Source organism: Plantibacter sp. AC185, from assembly GCF_979258065.1.
This window is the reverse complement of sequence record NZ_OZ409831.1, coordinates 3,638,734-3,653,619: the sequence shown is the minus strand read 5'-3', so window position 1 is coordinate 3,653,619 and position 14,886 is coordinate 3,638,734. Positions and strand designations below refer to the sequence as shown.

The following is a 14,886-nucleotide window of genomic DNA, read 5'->3' as shown; positions in this document are numbered from 1 at the left end:
CGCCCCGAATCGGGGGCGTTCCGGTGAGCCGGGAGCGGTTCGGCCAGCGTTCGAGGAAGCGTCAAACGGCGCGCTTGCGCAGCTTCCGGCGCTCGCGCTCGGAGAGGCCGCCCCAGATGCCGAAGCGCTCGTCGTTCGCGAGCGCGTACTCCAGGCACTGCGACTTGACGTCGCAGCTGGTGCAGATCCGCTTCGCGTCGCGCGTGGATCCACCCTTCTCGGGGAAGAACGCCTCGGGGTCGGTCTGCGCGCACAGCGCATCGGTCTGCCAGGAGAGCTGGGTGTCGTCCTCGCCCTCCGCAGCGGGCTGACGGACGCCGGGGACTCCCAGATTGACCGGATCGACGAACCAGTCGTCGGGTACTCCGGCACGATACTCAGGAATCGCCATACCGTCTCCCCACCTACTCGTACCCTGCGCCACGCGGCGCGATACATAATTACACCCTTGTAGTTATGGTCGAGTCAAGTCGCACATCGTAAAGCCTCAATCACGAGGTGAGGGTTCGCGACGCGCCGAGTGTGACCCGAACTGGGTGTCGGGGCACGTCGGGGCGGATCGTGCGGCCGCGCGACGTCAGTCGGCGGCGCGCCTGGCCCGCCATGCACTCTCCACCATCTGGCGCAGATCGTGTCGCATCCGCCAGTCGAGGTCGCGCGCTGCGAGCGCGCCGGACGCGACGATCCGTGCGGGGTCGCCCGCCCTCCGCGGCATAATCTCGGGGGTGAAGTCGATCCCGGTCACCTCCGCCATCGCGGTCATGATCTCGCCGACGCTCGACCCGTCGCCGCTCCCGAGGTTGTACGCCGCCTCGAGGGGCTCACCCGCATCGAGCCGCTTGGCCGCGGCGACGTGCGCGGCCGCGAGATCCGCGACGTGCAGGTAGTCGCGGACGCAGGTGCCGTCCGGCGTGGGGTAGTCGTCGCCGTTGATGCGGGGCGTGCGTCCGGCGAGGAGCGCGTCGAAGACGAGGGGGAAGAGGTTGTGCGGGCTCGTGTCGTAGACCTCGTCCGTCCCGGAGCCGACGACGTTGAAGTACCGCAACGAGGTGTGGCGAAGCCCGGTCGCGACACCCTGGTCGCGGAGCAGCCACTCGCCGATGAGCTTGGACTCGCCGTAGGGCGACTCAGGGGCCTTCGGGGTGTCCTCGGTGACCAGGTCGACGTCCGTGGTCCCGTACACCGCGGCGCTCGACGAGAAGACGATGCGCTCCACCCGGTGCTCCTCCATCGCGGCGAGCAGCATCGCGGTGGCCGTGACGTTCTGGGCATAGGTGTGGAGTGGGCGCTGCACGGAGACACCCGCGTACTTGTACCCGGCGACATGGACGACGCCGCTCAGCTCGAACTCGGAGAAGGTGCGCTCGAGGACCGAGCCGTCGAGCAGGGTTCCGCGGACGAACGGCACTCCGGCCGGGACGAAGCGCTCGTGCCCGCTCGACAGGTCGTCGAGGACGACGACGTCGATCCCCTCCGCCTGGAAGGCCCGAACCACATGGGCTCCGATGTATCCGGCTCCGCCCGTCACCAGCCACGCCACGATGCTTCCTCCAGGGAGTCCTCCACCTGCCGTGCTGCAGACGGAGTGACCAGACTACTGGAGGCGCGTGCGTCGTGCGCCGGCACGGCTGGGGACACGGCGATAGCCGTCGGTCAGGACGGCACGGAGGGTCGCGGCGGAAGCGACGACGACGATGAGGACGGTGATGATGCCGATGACGAGTGCGATGATGGACATGTCTGAAACTCTAGGAATGGCGAAAAACTGCCACCAGTGGCAGGATGGACGCAAAGCAGCACATTCCTGCCAAATCGATCATCCGGAGGTCCCATGCTGTCGAAGGTCGCCCTGCTCGCCATCCCGGGGTTGCAACCGTTCGAGTTCAGCGTCGTCTGCGAGGTCTTCGGCATCGACCGGTCGGACCAGGGCGGTCCCGCCTTCGACCTCCGCATCGTCACGAAGGACCCCGGTCCGGTTCGAATGAACCTGAGCGACGACGGTTCGCGGGGCTTCGACATGATCGTCGACGACGACCTGTCGTTCGCGGCCGAGGCGGACCTCGTGGTGATCACCGGTCGTGGTGGATCGCGTGCCGGAGCGGTCGACGAGGCCTACCTCGACGTCCTCCGAGCAGCGGAGGCACGTGGTGCCTGGGTCCTCAGCGTGTGCAGCGGGTCGTTCGTCCTCGGTCAGGCCGGGCTGCTCGACGGTCGGCGCAGCACGACCCACTGGATGTACACCAGCGAGCAGCAGACGATGTTTCCGGGCACCACCGTCGACCCGGACGTGCTGTTCGTCGAGGACCGCAAGGTCATCACGGGCGCGGGGACCGCTGCCGGCATCGACGCGTGTCTGCACCTGGTACGACAGGAGTACGGCGCGGCGAGCGCGAACGTCATCGCCCGCCGGATGGTCGTCCCGCCACAGCGTGACGGCGGTCAGGCGCAGTACGTCCTCTCCCCCGTCGCGGCGCAGCAGTGCGAGTCCCTCGCCCCGGTCGTCGACTGGATGCTCGACCACCTCGCCGAGGACCTGCCCATCGGGCGCCTCGCGCGGCAGGCGCACATGTCCGAGCGGACCTTCGCACGCCGCTTCCGCTCGGAGCTCGGCAGCACGCCGGCCGCCTGGCTGAACCGGCAACGCCTGTTCCGAGCCCAGGAGATGCTCGAACGGACCGACCACGGTGTCGAGCGGATCGCTGCGGACACCGGGTTCGGCACCGCGGCGGTCCTCCGTCATCATTTCGACCGCGTCCTCGGCACCACGCCCGCCGCCTACCGGCGGAGTTTCGGGGTGCGGGAGAGCGCCTGAGCCGCGTGGACCGGACCGGCGGGCCGCGCGGTCAGCCCTGAGTGGTCGCCAGGAAGAGGGTCCCGGTCCCGGAGAAGCGCAGCTCCGCCTCGTCGGGCGTGATGAAGGCGTAGCCACCTCGACCGAGCTCGATGGACGAGGTGGCTCCGGTGATCCGCACCGAGCCGTCGACCACGATCGCGATCCCGGGGCCGGGGAGCCGGAACGACGACTCCTGCTCGGACGGCTCATCGGACAGGTCCACCCGCAGCAGCTCGAAGTCCGGCACGTCCGGGACGAAGAGGCTGAGCCCCCCACCCAGGTCCGTCGGGGTGAGCCACGGCACCGGCCGCGGCTCGAACTCCAGGACCTCGAGCAGCTCGGGCACGTCGACGTGCTTCGGGGTGAGCCCGCCGCGCAGGACGTTGTCGCTCGCGGCCATGAGCTCGACGCCGATGCCGCGGAGGTAGGCGTGGATGTTCCCGGCTGGGAGGTACAGCGCCTCTCCTGCTCGCAACGTCACGAGGTTGAGGAGGAGGGCGACCGCGATGCCGGGATCACCCGGATACTCCTGCGCGAGCCGCCCGACCAGGGCACGCTCGGCGTCGAACGCGCCCGAACCGGGAGCCGCGGCGGACACGACGAGGGCGTCGAGCAGCCCGCCGGGGAGCTGCTCGAGCAGGATCCGCACGGTGTCGCGGAGCCCGTCGGGGGCGGCCAGCATCCCCCGGAGCATGGTGATGCGCGCCGCAGCAGCCGGATCGGGCGCCGAGGCCACCAGCTCGGCGAGCAGCGCATCGGTCGCATCGAGCTCGCGGAACCCGCAGAGCGCCTCGAAGCCGTCCCGGAGGGCGACGATGAGTTCCGGCTTGTGGAGCGCGTCCTTGTAGTTGCGGTGCGGAGCGTCGAGCGGCACCCCTCGTACGTTCTCGGCGGCGAAGCCCGCGGCGGCGCGGTGCAGGTCGGGGTGGGCCTGCAGCGAGAGCGGATGGGCCGCTGCGAGGACCTTGAGGAGGAACGGCAGCGAGCCGTGCCCGCCGAGCGCGGTGGGATCGGCGGCGAGCCAGCGCTCGAGGTCGGCGTGGCCCCCCACCGTCGACGGATCCGCGATCGGCGTCGGCGCCCCGGGGTGTGCGCCGAGCCAGAGTTCCGCCTCCGGACGTCCTGAGCGCTCGGACCCGAGCACCTCCGCGATCGCCGTCGACGACCCCCACGCGTAGTCACGAGGAGTGGCACGGAGCGGCACGAACATGGTGGGGCCCTTTCGACGGACGAGGGTGACGCGCCAGCCGGACCCTGGGGCCGCTTGGCGTCGTCCTACAAGCCGTGCGACGCGGTCGCCCGGCACCGTGCACCAAACTACCAAGCCGTTGTCCGCGCCGAGCACACCTGCCTAGGCTGGCCGGGACGCCGATCCGGCGCCAGCGGACGCAATGGAGCAACGGACCATGATCTTCGAACCCCTCGCCAGCGACTTCTACGGCTTCGAGAGCCTTCTGACGGCTCCCGAGCAGGAGGCCATCGCCCGCCTCCGAGCCTGGGCCGAGACCGAGGCGAAGCCGATCGTGAACGAGTACTGGGAGCGGGCCGAGTTCCCGAAGCACCTCATCACCCCGCTCCTCGAGCTCGACGTCGCCCGGTGGGCCTGGCCGGAGACGACGCCGTTCGAGAACAGCGCCGTGTTCCGCGGCCTCGCCTCGATGGAGCTCTCCCGGATCGACGCGTCGATCTCCACCTTCGTCGGGGTGCAGGACGGTCTCACCATGGGCTCGATCAGCGAGTGCGGCTCCCGGGAGCAGCAGGACGAATGGCTCCCGAAGCTCGCCTCCGGCGAGGTCCTCGGTGCCTTCGGACTCACTGAACCGCAATCGGGGTCGGACAGCGCACAGGGGCTCCGCACCACGGCGACGAGGGACGGCGACGACTGGATCCTGTCCGGCTCGAAACGGTGGATCGGCAACGCGACCTTCAGCGACATCACGATCATCTGGGCGAAGGACACCGCCGACGGTCAGGTGAAGGGCTTCATCGTGCCGACCGACTCCCCCGGCTACTCCGCGACCAAGATCGAGGGCAAGATCAGCCTGCGCATGGTGCAGAACGCCGACATCACCCTCGAGAACGTCCGGGTCCCCGAGCGCCTCCGGCTGCAGCACGCGAACTCCTTCCGCGACACGGCGAAGGTACTGCGACTCACGCGCGCCGGCGTCGCCTGGTCGAGTGTCGGCGTCGCTGTCGGCGCGTACGAGGCGGCGGTCGCCTACGCCAAGGAGCGCGTGCAGTTCGGCAAGCCGATCGCGGGCCACCAGCTGATCCAGGACCTGCTCTCGAAGTGCCTCGGGAACATCACGGCATCGATGGCGATGTGCGTCCGGGTCTCGCAGATGCTCGACGAGGGCACCCAGCGCGACGAGCACTCCGCGCTCGCCAAAGCGTTCTGCACCGCGCGGATGCGCGAGACGGTCGCGTGGGCACGGGAGATCATGGGCGGGAACGGCATCGTGCTGGACTACCACGCCGCCCGGTTCTTCGCGGATGCCGAAGCCCTCTACAGCTATGAGGGCACGCGGGAGATGAACGCGCTCATCGTCGGGCGGGCCATCACCGGCACTGCGGCGTTCGTCTGACCACCGCGCTGGACCAGGGCCTCGGTGGCGGCCGCAGCCGCTACCCTGGGGGCACGATGCTGTCCACCGAACCCGCCCCGCCCCGCCCGCCGGCAGCGCTGACGACACGCGCACTCGTCGTCAGGCACGTCGCGGTGTTCGCGACGTTCGCGGTCCTCGCCGGGACGTTCTGGACGAACCTCTTCACCATCTGGGGGTACACGGCGGTGGCCCTGGTCTCAGGCGGCGCCGCGCTCGCGTGCCTGATGGTCGTCCGCCCGAACTGGCGGCGCACCAGGGTGCCGTGGTCGCTCGTCGGTTACGGGGTGCTGTCGATCGTGTCGCTCGCCTGGTCCGCCTACCCCAGCGGCACGGCCGCGACCCTGCTCGGTGCGGCGCTGTGCACGATCCTCGGCGTGACCCTCGCCGGCTGCTTCACTTGGCCCGAGGTCATCCGGGTCCTCGGCCGTGCCGTGACGTGGGTGCTGTCACTGTCCCTCCTCTTCGAGTTCGTCGTCGCAGCGATCATCCGGCACCCGGTCCTCCCGAACTTCTACGCCGGGGACTCGGCGGACCCGCCCCTGCTCGACTACTGGTCGCGGGACCTCCTGTTCTCCGGAGGACGCATCCAGGGCATCTCGGGGAACGCCAACCTCCTCGCCGTGGTGGCGCTGCTCGGGATCATCGTCTTCGGGCTCCGGCTGGCGGCGCGCCGCGACGAGCCCGGCGCAGCCAGGCTGACCGGCCCGGAACGTCGCTGGACCCTGCTCGTCCGCCTCGGTCTCTCCGTCGTGATGTTCCTCCTGAGCTTCTCGACCACCATCCTGCTCGCCGCCGTGGTGACGGCGGTGGTCCTCGCCGCTGCACTCGCGATCCGTCGGGCGCCTCGCCCGGAGGCGAGGACACCGGTGTACCTCGGCTTCCTCGGCATCGGGGTCGTCGGCGCGGTGGGAGCGGTCGTCTTCCGGACGCAACTCCTCGGCCTCCTCGGGAAGAGCCCGGACCTCACCGGTCGACTCGACATCTGGGCGACCGTCTGGCGCCTCATCGAACAGCGGCCGGTCTTCGGTTGGGGTTTCTCGAGCCCGTGGGCACCGTGGGAGCCGCTCTTCACCGACCTCGTCATCCGACGCGGCGTCCGACAGCTCCAGGCGCACAACGCCTGGCTCGACGTCTGGTTCCAACTCGGCGTCGTCGGCCTCGTGCTCTTCGCCGCGGTCGTCCTGTCCATGTTGACCCGCACCTGGTTCCTCGCCGTCGACCGTCCACGCGTCGACCTCGACGCGCGGCGTCCGTACACGGCACTCTCGCTCGCCCCCGTCCTCATCGCGGTCTCCCTCGTCGTGCAGTCGGTCGCGGAGAGTCGGTTGCTCATCGAGTCCGGCTGGGTCCTCCTCGTGCTCCTCGTCGTGAAGACCAAGCAGGAACCCGCCTGGCCGATCCCCGCCGTCGCCGCGTCGTCCGATCTCGCACCCGCGCACCGGCGCGACGTCGTCGGCGGATGAGCCCGGCGTGAGACCGGCGGACTTCGACGCGTTCTCCGTCGCCGCGCGCGTCCTGTCGTCTGCGCCGTTGGCCGCCGCGTTCGCCACCATCGCCGTCGCGACCGCCTTCGGTGAGCACCTCGTCACGAGCCTGATCGGTGTCGCCGGGTTCAGCGCGATGCTCGTGGGCCTCGCGACGATCGGCACGGGCATCCTCCTCGCACGCCTCCCCATCATCGAGTGGCGTGGCCTCCTGCCGATCTCAGTCCTGCTGTTCCTCGCCTGGAGCGCGCTGTCGCTGGTGTGGAGCGCCACGCCGCTCGCAACCGTGCCCGCCATCGGCGGGCAGCTCGCGTGGGCCTTCATCGCCATCGTGATCGCGCTGACCCGTGACACCATCCAGATCGTCCGGGCGACGGGCACCGCCTTCCGCGCGCTCCTCGGCACCTCGCTGGCCCTCGAGGTCGTGAGCGGCGTCCTCATCGACACCCCGCTGCCGTTCCTCGGGATCAGCGGGAACCTCGCCTTCGGTGGCCCGTTGGAAGGGGTCTTCGGAAGCCGGAGCGCCCTCGGCATCGCGGCCCTGCTCGGTCTCGTCACCTTCGTCGTCGAATGGCGGACCCGTTCCGTGCGTCATGGGGTGACGATCGGGTCCATCGCCCTCGCCGCCGGGCTCATCCTGGGCACGCGCTCGCCGAGCATCGCGCTCCTCGCCGCGGCCCTCGGCATCGCGACCGCAGTGCTCTACGTCTTCCGACAACTCCGACCGGAACTGCGCCGCACCTGGCAGTTCGTCCTCCTCACCGTCCTCGCGCTCGTCGGCCTCATCGGGTACCTCTTCCGGTCCGAGGTGTTCCGCGTCCTCGGTCTCGGGCTCGAGATCGAGCAGCGTTACGCACTCTGGCAGGAGACCCTGCGACGCCTGGCTCCGAGCGAGATCAACGGCTGGGGATGGACGGGCGGCTGGGTCTCCGACGCTGTCCCGTACCGGTTCATCGACGCTGGCCTCGGCCGCACGAACGACTCGGCGCTGAACGCCTACCTGGACGTGTACCTGCAGCTCGGACTGATCGGGCTCGCCCTGTTCCTCCTCCTCGGCGGCCTGGCGCTCGTGCGGACCTGGCTCATCGCGACCAACCGGCGGAGCGTCGTGCACGTCTGGGCTGCGCTCATCGTCGTGACCCTGCTCGCATCGGGCGCTGCCGAGAGCAGCCTGCTGCTGAGCGGCGGGTGGTTGCTCCTCGTGGTCTGCGCCGTCATCGGTGCCGGCGGGCTGAGCTGGCGGCACAAGCTCCCCGAACGCTGAACCCGGCCGCGGTTCCGGATCACCGTGCATCGGTTCCCGGGGCGACGACCGCTCGCACCGTCTGCGCGAGGATCCTCAGATCCACCGCAGCCGACCAGTTCTCCACGTAGTACAGGTCGAGATCGACCGAGTCGTCCCAGGAGAGGTTGGACCGCCCGCTGACCTGCCACAGTCCGCTCATACCCGGCTTCACCAGGAGGCGTCGCTGCGCGAGCAGGTCGTAGCGCTCGACCTCCCAGCCCCGATGGGGCCTCGGACCGACGAGGCTCATCGAACCACCGAGCACGTTCAACAGCTGCGGCAGCTCATCGAGCGAGTATTTCCGGAGGAGCCGTCCGATCGGCGTCACGAGCGGATTGTCCGGGGCCTTCGTCAGCAGTTCGTCCGCGTGCTGCTGCACCGCGAGGGCTGCCCCGGTGTCGGCGTCGGCGGCCATCGAGCGGAACTTCAGGATACGGAACGGGCGGCCGCGCAGACCGATGCGCTCCTGCCGGTACAGCACGGTCCCCCGACTCGTCGTCTTCACTGCGAGCGCGACCGCGAGCATGACCGGGGCCAGGAGCACGAGCAGCGTCGCGGACCCGATGATGTCGAACGTCCGCTTCGCCGCAGCCTTGGCCCCGGATATCTCGAGATGGTCCACGTGGATGAGCGGGATGCCGGCCACCGCCTGCAGGTACAGGCGGGTCGAGGCCACACCCGTGAGCGTCGGTGCGATGATGAACTTCACCCCGCGCTCGCTGAGGTCCCAACCCAGGCGTCGGAGATCTGCGGGGGTGAGTTCGGCGGGGCCGACGAGGATCACGGTGTCCGCTTGGACCTCCATCGCGGCGTCGAGGATCGACGGCCGCCCGGCGAGGACCGGGGCGTCCGCGATGCGTGCATCGTCGTCGATGCCCGGGGTCGCGACTCCCACCACCCGATGCCCTGCCCAGTCGCCCCGTCGCATGCGCTCGGCGACATGCACCGCGTGGTCGCGGTCACCCACGAGCAGCGTGCGGTAGACGAGCGCGCTTCCGCGCCGCCGCGCACGGAGGTGTCGACGGGCGCCCCAGCGGACCGCCAGGAGCAGGGCGACCCCGAGCGGCATGGCTGTGAGCAGGAACCCGCGTCCGATCTCGAGCTTGAGGAGGTAGGACGCCATCGCCACGGTGCCGAAGACCGTCGTCGTCACGACGACGACCCGTCGATACGGCGTCCAACCGTCCGCCAGGACCCGCGGGTGGCGCGACCGGGCAGCGGCCAGGGGCGACCACCACGCGACGGCGAGCGCGAAGGTGACTGCGGGATAGCCGAGGTCGAAGCGTCCGAACGACCCGACGACCTGCACGGTCCCGTGCCAGTACGCGTCCCACCACAGGAGCTGGGTCACGCTGAGCGCCACCGTGACGGCCAGGAGGTCGAGGACGAGGATCACGCGTGAGCACCGGCGCTCCCAGAGGCGTCGAGCTTCGACGAAGGGCATGACGGTGGCCTTCCTAGGTTCGGACCGATCCAGTCAGCCGGACCGGTCCCGGCTGGGGTCGCAAACGAGTCGACCGATGTTCGAGCATAATGTATTCCATCAACTCATATCCGCTGATGCAAGCGGGCCGGACGGAGTGCCATGACCTATCTCGAGACCATGCGTCGACGCACGGAAGCGGCGTTCACCGCATTGCACCGAGGCGTCTCCGAGCTCCACTACACGCAGTTCCCCGACCACAAGAACTCCGGCGACTCGGCCATCGCTCTCGGACAGGCCCGGTTCTGGCGGGAACACGGCATCGCGGTCCGCACCACGTCGAGCGCCGGGAGCATGCCGGAGCGGGTCCGAGACTCGTCGATCCCGGTCCTCATCCAGGGCGGCGGCAATCTCGGAGGCCTCTACCCGGTGCTGAGCGAAGCCCGCTACGACCTCGCGGAGCGCCTCCCTGCCGACACGTTGCTCATCCAGGCACCGCAGTCGGTCGTGTTCCCCACGGATGCAGACCGCCGGGCGTTCTCCCGACGGTTCGCCGCCCGGCCCAACCTGCGGGTCGCCGTCCGCGACCGGACCTCCTACGACCTCCTCCGCGACGAGGTCGAGGATCTCACCCTCTCGCCGGACGCGGTGCATCTCCTCGGCTCGATCAGCGCCCCCGAGCCGACGCAGCGGCGCATCGTCATCGCCCGGACGGACGACGAGACCTCGGGTCGGCTCGCGGGCTCCGAGAGCGCCGACTGGCCAGCCGACCCCCTGGACCTCCGGGCGCACGAGTGGCTCGGCTGGCGGGCGGCGAAGCACCCGGCCCTGAAGCCGCTCATGGCGCGGGACCACGAGGCGTGGATGCGACGGGCGGAGCGCCGCTTCACCGCGGCGGTCCGACTCATCTCCCGCGGCGAGGAGGTCGTCACGGATCGCCTGCACGCCATGCTGATCGCCCTGCAGATGGGACGCCACGTCATCGCGATCGACAACAACAACCGCAAGCTGACCAGGTACGCGGAGACCTGGTTCGGCGAGCTCCAGCCGTCGTTACGGTTCGAGCACGCTCCGCACACGCTCCGTCCGTGACCGCCCGGCAGTCGCCCGAACCCCTGACCCGGCGGGAACTGGCCCGTGCCCGGGCCGACGCCGCCGCCCGCCGGACCGAGTACCGCCATCGACTGATCCAGCGGACACCCGGGATCGGCGATCGCGGGCACCACCGTCCGTTCGTCGGCGGGTCGCTCCTCATGATCGCCTCACTCCTCGCGCTCGCCTGGGTGGCAGCCGAACAACCAGGACTGCCCGGGCACTTCGCGAATGACGAGGGCACGATCATCAGCGTGAACCGGGGGACGTTCACCGAGGCCGACTCCTCGTTCCAGCTCATCGCCGCGGTCTACCGCTGGATGGGCCTCGCCGAAATGCCGACGCTCGCCGCGCTCGTCGGTGTCGCGAGCTACCTGCTCGTCCTGACGGTGGCGATCTCACGCACCCGGACGACGACGGCCGAGTGGGTGGACTGGGCCATCATCATCTGCTGCGTCGCGCTCGCCGCCGTCTACCACGGCGCATACACGAAGGACCTGCTGACCGTGGGAGCGGTCCTCGCGCTCGTCGTCAACCGGGGACGAGGCCTGCCGGCCGAGCTGGTACCGGTGGCCGCGATGCTGCTGTACGCCCAGGGCTTCCGCACGTACTGGTTCCTCGTGGCCGGTCTCTACCTGGCGCTCCGTCTCGCACTGCGGGCGCGGCGCGGCCGGACAGCCACCCTGGCGCTCATCCTGGTGCTCTACGCCGGGCTGTCCGTCGTCTTCCCGCTGGTCGTCGGTGTCGACCTCGACCACTACCGCCTGATGGTGAACGAGCACCGCACCGCGGAATCGGTCAACACCTTGATCGTGCAGTTCTTCCCCGGTGCCGGCCCCGTGTCCGGGTTCGTCAACAGTGTCCTCACCTTCGCCTCGTTCGTCATCCCGATCCCGCTGATGCTCCGCGGCGGGGCGATCTACCTGGTCGTGGCGCTCGTCCTGCTCGCCATCTGGGGGTCGCTCATCGCCGCGATCCGGTCGGCGAGGATCCGAGCGCCCCGCGGCTCGTCGGTCCTCACGGCGTTCCAGAACCGGTTGTTCGCGGCGATCCTCGCGTTCCTGATCGTGCAGTCGATCTTCGAGCCGGACTACGGCTCGTTCCTCCGGCATCTCACACCGATGCTCATCGTCGCCGTGTGCCTCCTCCTGAGCCTGCGGCCCGGAGCGACGGGAGCCTCAGCCCGGCGGGGGCCGACATCCGCCGCATGCCGTCGGGGTCAGCGACCCGTGGGCACGACGGATGCTGCCGCGACGCGCACGTCGGCTGCGACGCGCGCCCAGGAGAACGGACCCGCTGCAGCGAGCACCCCCGCCGTGGAGAGCGCCTGGTAACGACCGGCGTCGGCGAGGAGCTCCTCCAGCGCGTCGGCGAGCGCGGTCGACGTCACCGCCGTGGCCACGATGCCCGATCCTGACGCGATCGCCTGCTCGGCGAGTCCGCCGACCGGCGTCACGACGGACGGCACCCCGAGTGCCATTGCATAGGCTAGCACACCGGACTGACTGGCCTCGGTGTACGGCAGCAGGGCGACGTCGAAGCCGTCCACCACGTCGACGATCTCCTCCTGGGCGACCCAGCGGTTCTCCAGTTCGTCGTCCGGGTGGTGCAGGAGTGCGAGGGCGTCGTCGGTCCCGGACCCGACGACCCGAAGCCGGACGCGGACACCGCGAGCCCGCAGTTCGGTGATCGCCGCCACACCGAGACCGAGCCCCTTGTACGCCGACAGCCGACCGAAGCATCCGACGACCGGAACGCCCTCCCGGTGCGTCGACCGGACCACGGCACGGCCCGCGTCGACCCGGTACGCGGCGTGGACGGTCTCGTGGACACGGTCCGCGCGGAACTCACCACGGGACGTGAGTGCAGCGGCGACCGGGGCGGAGAACACGATCGCTCCGTCCGTCGCCCGACGCTCGGCACGACGCAGGAGGTGCTCGAGCCGCGAGAAGTCCCCGGGGTGCATCGTGGCGTCATGGACGCAGAGCAGACTCCGACGACCACCGAAGCGGAACACGGGCGCGACCACCCCCTGCCAGAGCTGCTCCATCGCGATGACGACGACGTCGATGCGATGCCGACGGAGGAAGCGGTCGAGCCGGAGCGCCGCCCAGAGGAGGCGCGGGAGGCCGAGCACCGCGCCGCGCTTGTCGCGATACGTGCGGATCGTGAAGGACGGCACCCCGAGGGCGACGAACCGCTCCGCCACCTCGGCGTCGAGGGAATAGGACACGACGACATCGCAGCCGCCCTCCTGAAGCGCCTGAGCCAGTTCCTGGGCGAAGAGCGGGCCTCCCCGGTCCGACCCCACTGCACGACCGCGACTCGCATCAGGCCACCTGCGGTATCCGGTACGCCTCGGCGAGGGCCGCCCGTTGGCGGGCCGGGGTGTGATCCTTGAGGCGTTCCGACCAGCGGGAGACGTTCCGCTCCGCCCAGGTGGCGAACGCCTCCGGGCCGGCCAGCCTCCGGGCGACCATCACCTCGAGGCCGCGGTCGAGGGTGAGGACGTCCGGGAGCGCCCCGAACGCGGCGATCGGGCGGACGAGCGTCGGGACGCCGGCCTGCACGGCCTCCAGGACGGCGAGCGGAAACCCTTCCCAGGCGGCAGTGTGGAGGTAGACGTCGCTCCGCGCAAGGCGCGAGCCCACCTCGGCGTGCGGGATCCAACCGGTGACCTCGACGCCGGCCGCCTCCAGTCGGGTGACGTCGTCGACGCGGCCGCCGCCCATCCACACGGGAGCGACCTCGACCCCGCCCGACCGGATCGACGCGACCGCCTCGGCGAACCGCATCGGATCCTTCTGCGGAGCGATGCGTCCGAGACTCGCGACCCGCAGCGGCCGATGGAGGTCCGGGTCATCGTTCCGGCGAGCGCTGGGAGGCGGAACCGCGACCACGTTCGGCACGTGGACCACCCGTGGCCGCAAGGGTCCGCGCCGTTCCGCGGTTGCCGCCTCCCCCTCGGAACAGGCGGCGATGGTCTCGACGTTGAACGAGAGCAACCATTCCACGGCACGGAACGCTCGACGACTCCATCGCGGGAGGTCGGCACGCTCGAACGCGTAACAGTGCGGGGTGTAGACGATGCGGGACCGCGGCGAGCTGCGCATGGCGACACGGGCGTACGCACCGGCGAAACTCGAGTGGGCGTGCACGATGTCCGCGCCCGTCCGACGCCGAGCGCTCCTGATCGCGCGCACGGCACCGAGCCGGCTCCGACCGAGCGCGGTGACCGACGCGAAGCGGTCGAACAGGCTCTCGTCGACCGATGCCCCCACCGGAACCTCGGCGAGCAGATGGTGTTCGACCCCGGCGGGCGCGTTCCGGACGTACGCGTCGATGGCGACCGGAATACCTCCCGCATAGCAATCGGTGACATGGAGAACGGTTGCGGTCATGGGGCGCCCTTCGATCGTCGACCGTCGAACGGGCGCGACGTGGCCAGCGCGCGCTTCCGGCAGCGAACAGTCTGATGTTCATCTAACATATGACATATATCAGTGCCACCACCAGCCTTGGGAGTTCACCGCATGCCCGCTCCGATCCGCCGCCTGTTCCGGCGGTGCACGCAGGTGTGGTCCAACGGATCCGGCCTCATGCGCGCGTGTGTCCTCCTCTGGTTGTTCGCAGGCGCAACCCCACGGCTCGCCGTCTTCGAAGGACGCTCTCCGTCGTTGCGGATCCTCGGGTCCTTCGAAGCGGGAACCCGGCTGAAGATGCGGGCCGTGACCCTGCGCTCAGCACTGTCGACCAGCCCCGAGGGCGAACTCATCCTGGGGGACCGCGTGTTCATCAACCAGGGCACCACGATCCACGCTCAGCGCTCCATCCGCATCGGCGATCGCGTCTCCATCGGTGATGGCGTCCGCATTTACGACACCGGATTCCATCCCGTCCGGCCCGAGCAGTCGGTCAAGACGGAACCGATCGTCATCGAGGACGACGTCTGGATCGCCGCCGGCGTCACGATCCTCCCCGGCGTCACCATCGGCCGGGGGTCGGTCATCGGCACCGGCGCCGTCGTGACCCGGCCCATCCCCGCAGGCTCCCTCGTCGCCGGGCCGGCCGCCGTCGTCATCGACGGGTTCGACGTCCCGGACGACTTCAGACGCACCGGGCGATGAGGCACACAGAGACAACAGACGTCGCCGGACTTCTCC

The 14,886-nt window shown here is 70.0% G+C and carries 14 protein-coding genes; 7 read left to right on the top strand and 7 right to left on the bottom strand.

The window, feature by feature from the left end:
• Positions 1–61 precede the first annotated feature (61 nt).
• The 3 genes from ACZZZB_RS17030 to ACZZZB_RS17020 form a co-directional block, all read right to left on the bottom strand.
• Positions 62–391, bottom strand: a complete 330-nt coding sequence (locus ACZZZB_RS17030) for a WhiB family transcriptional regulator (RefSeq protein ID WP_079002812.1) — start codon at positions 389–391, stop codon at positions 62–64.
• A 186-nt stretch (positions 392–577) separates the two neighbouring features.
• On the bottom strand, positions 578–1,540 hold the full coding sequence (gene galE / locus ACZZZB_RS17025) for a UDP-glucose 4-epimerase GalE (protein WP_064295220.1): 963 nt from the start codon (positions 1,538–1,540) through the stop codon (positions 578–580).
• Between the two features lie 54 nt (positions 1,541–1,594).
• Positions 1,595–1,738 carry a hypothetical protein gene (locus tag ACZZZB_RS17020; RefSeq protein WP_161578604.1) on the bottom strand — a complete coding sequence of 48 codons (144 nt, stop codon included), beginning with the start codon at positions 1,736–1,738 and terminating at the stop codon, positions 1,595–1,597.
• 93 nt (positions 1,739–1,831) lie between these two features.
• Between ACZZZB_RS17020 and ACZZZB_RS17015 the strand changes: the two genes are divergently transcribed.
• The gene (locus ACZZZB_RS17015; RefSeq protein WP_137243358.1) at positions 1,832–2,812 is read left to right on the top strand and encodes a GlxA family transcriptional regulator; all 981 of its coding nucleotides are present in this window, start codon (positions 1,832–1,834) and stop codon (positions 2,810–2,812) included.
• Positions 2,813–2,843: 31 nt separating this feature from the next.
• Here the strand turns inward: ACZZZB_RS17015 and manA are convergent, their stop codons facing one another.
• Positions 2,844–4,043 (bottom strand): mannose-6-phosphate isomerase, class I, encoded by a 1,200-nt coding sequence (manA, locus tag ACZZZB_RS17010; protein ID WP_137243359.1) that lies wholly within the window; start codon positions 4,041–4,043, stop codon positions 2,844–2,846.
• Positions 4,044–4,239: 196 nt separating this feature from the next.
• Between manA and ACZZZB_RS17005 the strand changes: the two genes are divergently transcribed.
• The 3 genes from ACZZZB_RS17005 to ACZZZB_RS16995 are packed head-to-tail and all read left to right on the top strand — an operon-like array spanning position 4,240 to position 8,187.
• Positions 4,240–5,418: an acyl-CoA dehydrogenase family protein gene (locus ACZZZB_RS17005; RefSeq protein WP_137243360.1), complete on the top strand. Its 1,179-nt coding sequence runs from the start codon at positions 4,240–4,242 to the stop codon at positions 5,416–5,418.
• Between the two features lie 56 nt (positions 5,419–5,474).
• Positions 5,475–6,902, top strand: a complete 1,428-nt coding sequence (locus tag ACZZZB_RS17000; RefSeq protein WP_191941448.1) for an O-antigen ligase family protein — start codon at positions 5,475–5,477, stop codon at positions 6,900–6,902.
• 7 nt (positions 6,903–6,909) lie between these two features.
• Positions 6,910–8,187, top strand: a complete 1,278-nt coding sequence (locus tag ACZZZB_RS16995) for an O-antigen ligase family protein (protein WP_463530337.1) — start codon at positions 6,910–6,912, stop codon at positions 8,185–8,187.
• A gap of 19 nt (positions 8,188–8,206) precedes the next feature.
• On the opposite strand, the gene ACZZZB_RS16990 is transcribed toward ACZZZB_RS16995, so the two are convergent.
• Positions 8,207–9,652, bottom strand: coding sequence for a sugar transferase (locus ACZZZB_RS16990; RefSeq protein ID WP_202938084.1), 1,446 nt, complete (start codon positions 9,650–9,652; stop codon positions 8,207–8,209).
• Between the two features lie 141 nt (positions 9,653–9,793).
• Here ACZZZB_RS16990 and ACZZZB_RS16985 point away from each other — a divergent pair, with 141 nt between their 5' ends.
• Together ACZZZB_RS16985 and ACZZZB_RS16980 are read left to right on the top strand one after the other, a co-directional pair.
• On the top strand, positions 9,794–10,723 hold the full coding sequence (locus tag ACZZZB_RS16985) for a polysaccharide pyruvyl transferase family protein (RefSeq protein ID WP_191941451.1): 930 nt from the start codon (positions 9,794–9,796) through the stop codon (positions 10,721–10,723).
• On the top strand, positions 10,720–12,057 hold the full coding sequence (locus tag ACZZZB_RS16980) for a hypothetical protein (RefSeq protein WP_191941452.1): 1,338 nt from the start codon (positions 10,720–10,722) through the stop codon (positions 12,055–12,057). Before ACZZZB_RS16985 ends, ACZZZB_RS16980 begins: the two co-directional genes overlap by 4 nt.
• Here the strand turns inward: ACZZZB_RS16980 and ACZZZB_RS16975 are convergent.
• Together ACZZZB_RS16975 and ACZZZB_RS16970 are read right to left on the bottom strand one after the other, a co-directional pair.
• Positions 11,943–13,034, bottom strand: a complete 1,092-nt coding sequence (locus ACZZZB_RS16975; protein WP_463530336.1) for a glycosyltransferase family 4 protein — start codon at positions 13,032–13,034, stop codon at positions 11,943–11,945. The genes ACZZZB_RS16980 and ACZZZB_RS16975 overlap by 115 nt on opposite strands.
• A 19-nt stretch (positions 13,035–13,053) precedes the next feature.
• On the bottom strand, positions 13,054–14,124 hold the full coding sequence (locus ACZZZB_RS16970) for a glycosyltransferase family 4 protein (protein ID WP_191941454.1): 1,071 nt from the start codon (positions 14,122–14,124) through the stop codon (positions 13,054–13,056).
• 132 nt (positions 14,125–14,256) lie between these two features.
• Here ACZZZB_RS16970 and ACZZZB_RS16965 point away from each other — a divergent pair, with 132 nt between their 5' ends.
• Positions 14,257–14,850: an acyltransferase gene (locus ACZZZB_RS16965; RefSeq protein ID WP_191941455.1), complete on the top strand. Its 594-nt coding sequence runs from the start codon at positions 14,257–14,259 to the stop codon at positions 14,848–14,850.
• The last annotated feature ends 36 nt before the right edge of the window (positions 14,851–14,886 follow it).

What these genes read in the sequence shown, in the direction of transcription:
- ACZZZB_RS17030 (WP_079002812.1), bottom strand. Translation starts at nt 391, where the DNA reads ATGGCGATTCCTGAGTATCGTGCCGGAGTACCCGACGACTGGTTCGTC.
- ACZZZB_RS17020 (WP_161578604.1), bottom strand. Translation starts at nt 1,738, where the DNA reads ATGTCCATCATCGCACTCGTCATCGGCATCATCACCGTCCTCATCGTC.
- ACZZZB_RS17015 (WP_137243358.1), top strand. Translation starts at nt 1,832, where the DNA reads ATGCTGTCGAAGGTCGCCCTGCTCGCCATCCCGGGGTTGCAACCGTTC.
- manA (WP_137243359.1), bottom strand. Translation starts at nt 4,043, where the DNA reads ATGTTCGTGCCGCTCCGTGCCACTCCTCGTGACTACGCGTGGGGGTCG.
- ACZZZB_RS17005 (WP_137243360.1), top strand. Translation starts at nt 4,240, where the DNA reads ATGATCTTCGAACCCCTCGCCAGCGACTTCTACGGCTTCGAGAGCCTT.
- ACZZZB_RS17000 (WP_191941448.1), top strand. Translation starts at nt 5,475, where the DNA reads ATGCTGTCCACCGAACCCGCCCCGCCCCGCCCGCCGGCAGCGCTGACG.
- ACZZZB_RS16990 (WP_202938084.1), bottom strand. Translation starts at nt 9,652, where the DNA reads ATGCCCTTCGTCGAAGCTCGACGCCTCTGGGAGCGCCGGTGCTCACGC.
- ACZZZB_RS16985 (WP_191941451.1), top strand. Translation starts at nt 9,794, where the DNA reads ATGACCTATCTCGAGACCATGCGTCGACGCACGGAAGCGGCGTTCACC.
- ACZZZB_RS16970 (WP_191941454.1), bottom strand. Translation starts at nt 14,124, where the DNA reads ATGACCGCAACCGTTCTCCATGTCACCGATTGCTATGCGGGAGGTATT.
- ACZZZB_RS16965 (WP_191941455.1), top strand. Translation starts at nt 14,257, where the DNA reads ATGCCCGCTCCGATCCGCCGCCTGTTCCGGCGGTGCACGCAGGTGTGG.